Raw genomic sequence first — 2654 nt, 5'->3', positions numbered from 1 at the left:
GGGGCCTGGTTCGCCTGCTCAACTATGAAGTCACCCAAGAACTCTTGAAGCAGGCTAAGGGAGGGCGAGGAAGGAGTTTTGGGTAAAGCCCTGCTAGATTGAAAAAGGTGCGCTGGCTTCTCATGGCCCTCCTCCTCACCCCGGCCTTAGCCCAACCAGGTTACGACTGGATCGTGGTCCTGGGGGCGGCCCAGTACGGGGGAAGACCCTCCCCTGCCTTGGAAAGGCGCCTCGAGGCTGCCCTTCACCTCTACCAAAGGGGCCTGGCCTCGAGGGTAGCGGTAGCGGGAGGCAAGGCCAAAGGGGACCGGTACAGCGAAGGGGAGGTGGGCTGCCGCTACCTAAGGCAAAGGGGCCTGCCCAAGGCTGCCCTCCTCTGCGAGGGGGAAAGCCAAAACACCTACGAGAACCTCCTCTTTTTGAAGCCCCACCTATCGGGACGGATCCTCCTGGTCACCGATGCCCCCCACCTGCCCCGGGCCCTTTTCCTGGCCCGTCTCTTGGGCCTGGAAGCCGAGGGCTACCCGGTGCCCGGGGAATACCCCCTCTCCTACTGGCTCCGGGAAACCCTGTACCGCATCTGGCTTTACCTGGGCCTAAGGCCCTTCCCCGGCAGCTTTTCCCAACACGGCCTCAAGAGCCTTCCTCCAGATGCTTTAGGGAATCCAGGTACCCCTGCAAAAGGGCCTTGAGCTGCGCCACAAAGAGGGTCTTTTCCTGCTTAACCCGCTCCACCTCCCCCTTTAGGCGCCTGAGTTCCTCCGCCGCCTCCCTAAGCACCTGGTCCTTAGCCGCCAGGGCCTCCTTCCTGATGAGGTCCGCTTCCTTTTCCGCCTGGGCCTTGAGCTCGCGGGCGATGCGCTCCGCCGCCACCACCGCCCGCTTAAGCTCCCCTTCCGCCTCCTTAAGGCGGGCCACCTCCTCCTCGAGGGCCCGAACCCTGTTCCTTAGGTCCTCGTTCTCCTGGATCAGGCCCTCCAAAACCTCGGCCACCCGGGCCAGGTAGGCCCTGACCGCTTCCCTCTGGTACCCCCGAAGCCCCGTGGGAAACTCCTGGTAGCGCACGTCCAAGGGAGTTAGGTCCATGTGCACCTCAGTCTACAAAAAGGGCCCGGCCCACCCGCACCAGGGTGGCCCCCTCCTCGATGGCGATGGGAAAGTCGTCGGACATGCCCATGGAGCGCTCAGGAAGGCCGTAGCGGTCGGCAAGCTCCGAAAGCCTGCGGAAGATGGGGCGGACCACGGCCTCAGGGCCTATGGGGGGCACGGTCATGAGGCCCAGGACCGAAAGATGCTCCATCTCCCGTATGCGGGCCAAGGCCTCAGGGAGCTCCTCCTCCAAAAACCCGTGCTTCCTTGGCTCCCGGCCCAGGTTCACCTCCACCAGAACCTTAAGCCTCATCCCCGCCTTCTCCCCCACCCGGTCCAAGGCCTCCGCCAGACGCAAGGAGTCCAGGGAGTGGATGAGGGCAAACCGGGGGGCGAACTTGGCCTTGTTGCGCTGCAAGGGGCCGATGAGGTGCCACTCGGCCTTCAAGACCTCCATCTTCTTTAAGGCCTCCTGTACCCGGCTTTCCCCCAGGGGGAAGGAACCGTAGCGGAGTACCTTCTCCCGGATCTCCTCCACGCTCCTCCCCTTGGTCACCGCCACCAGGCGCACCCCTTTAGGGTCCCGCCCGGCGCGACGGCAGGCGGCCTCCATGGCCTCGAGGACCTCGGGAAGCCCCATGGCCTAAAGCTCGGCCAGGATGCCCCGCACGAAGCGGCGGAAGATGGGCCCGGTCCTGGCGGCCACCTCCAGGACCTCCGCCTCGGTGGCGTGGTGCTCCCTCTCCGGCACCGCCATGTCCGTGATGGTGGAAAGGCCCAGGACCCTGGCCCCCAGGTGCCTTAAGGCGATGACCTCGGGAACCGTGGACATGCCGATGGCATCCGCCCCAAGATCCCTGAGCACCTTCAGCTCGGCCCGGCTGGCGAAGCTGGGCCCCAGGAACCAGGCGTAGACCCCCTCAAAGAGGTGGAGGTCCTGCTTCCTGGCCACCTTGCGGGCCAGCTCTATGAGGCTCGGATCGTAGGCCTCAAACATCACGGGGAAGCGGGGGCCTAAGCGCTCGTCGTTTTTCCCCCTAAGGGGGTTGGTCCCGGCGAAGTTGATGTAGTCCAGGTGGAGCATGATCCCCCCCGCCCGGAACCTGGGGTTTAACCCCCCGGCCGCCGAGGTGAGGATAAAGGTCTTGGCCCCCAGGAAATACCCCACCCGCACGGGGAACACCACCTCCTCGGCGCTGTAGCCCTCGTAGTAGTGGACCCGGCCTTGGTACACCAGAACCCGCTTGCCTTCCAGCTCCCCCAGGATCAGCCTCCCCGCATGCCCCGGGGCGGTGGAAAGGGGAAAGTGGGGGATCTCCCCGTAGGGGATCTCCGCCTCCTTGGCCACCTCCTCCGCCAGGGGGCCAAGCCCCGAGCCCAGGACGATCCCCACCTCTGGCACAAACCCGGTCTTGGAGCGAATGTAGGCCACGGCCTCCTGGATCTTGTCGTAGACTTCCATGGCGAACATTCTACAGAAAAGGGGATGGTGTGGAAGGGGCTATAGTGCCCCGCATCTTCAATGCGGGGGTACATGGACCCCTTTCCACCAACCCCGCAGGGGT

Annotated in this window: 4 protein-coding genes; 1 reads left to right on the top strand and 3 read right to left on the bottom strand. The window is 64.8% G+C overall.

Going from position 1 to position 2654, the window contains the following annotated elements:
• Positions 1-122 precede the first annotated feature (122 nt).
• A complete protein-coding gene (locus F604_RS12310; RefSeq protein ID WP_051080498.1) occupies positions 123-692 on the top strand; it encodes an ElyC/SanA/YdcF family protein in 570 nt (189 codons plus the stop codon).
• Here F604_RS12310 and F604_RS0111415 read toward each other — a convergent pair.
• From F604_RS0111415 to F604_RS0111405, 3 genes are read right to left on the bottom strand one after another with little or no spacing between them, the layout of a single operon-like run.
• Positions 634-1086, bottom strand: a complete 453-nt coding sequence (locus F604_RS0111415) for a DivIVA domain-containing protein (RefSeq protein ID WP_019551754.1) — start codon at positions 1084-1086, stop codon at positions 634-636. The two genes, F604_RS12310 and F604_RS0111415, sit on opposite strands and share 59 nt — an antisense overlap.
• Before the next feature lie 7 nt (positions 1087-1093).
• Positions 1094-1729 carry a YggS family pyridoxal phosphate-dependent enzyme gene (locus F604_RS0111410; RefSeq protein ID WP_019551753.1) on the bottom strand — a complete coding sequence of 212 codons (636 nt, stop codon included), beginning with the start codon at positions 1727-1729 and terminating at the stop codon, positions 1094-1096.
• Positions 1730-1732: 3 nt separating this feature from the next.
• On the bottom strand, positions 1733-2560 hold the full coding sequence (locus tag F604_RS0111405) for a purine-nucleoside phosphorylase (RefSeq protein WP_019551752.1): 828 nt from the start codon (positions 2558-2560) through the stop codon (positions 1733-1735).
• Between the last annotated feature and the right edge of the window lie 94 nt (positions 2561-2654).

The sequence above is a fragment of the Thermus scotoductus DSM 8553 genome (genome assembly GCF_000381045.1).
Classification (GTDB): domain Bacteria; phylum Deinococcota; class Deinococci; order Deinococcales; family Thermaceae; genus Thermus; species Thermus scotoductus.
Note: the sequence above shows the minus strand (reverse complement) of the source record. Positions and strands in the feature narration are given on the sequence as shown.

Excerpts from the sequence above, each read along its gene's own strand:
- F604_RS0111415 (WP_019551754.1), bottom strand. The coding sequence starts at position 1,086 with ATGGACCTAACTCCCTTGGACGTGCGCTACCAGGAGTTTCCCACGGGG.
- F604_RS12310 (WP_051080498.1), top strand. The coding sequence starts at position 123 with ATGGCCCTCCTCCTCACCCCGGCCTTAGCCCAACCAGGTTACGACTGG.
- F604_RS0111405 (WP_019551752.1), bottom strand. The coding sequence starts at position 2,560 with ATGTTCGCCATGGAAGTCTACGACAAGATCCAGGAGGCCGTGGCCTAC.
- F604_RS0111410 (WP_019551753.1), bottom strand. The coding sequence starts at position 1,729 with ATGGGGCTTCCCGAGGTCCTCGAGGCCATGGAGGCCGCCTGCCGTCGC.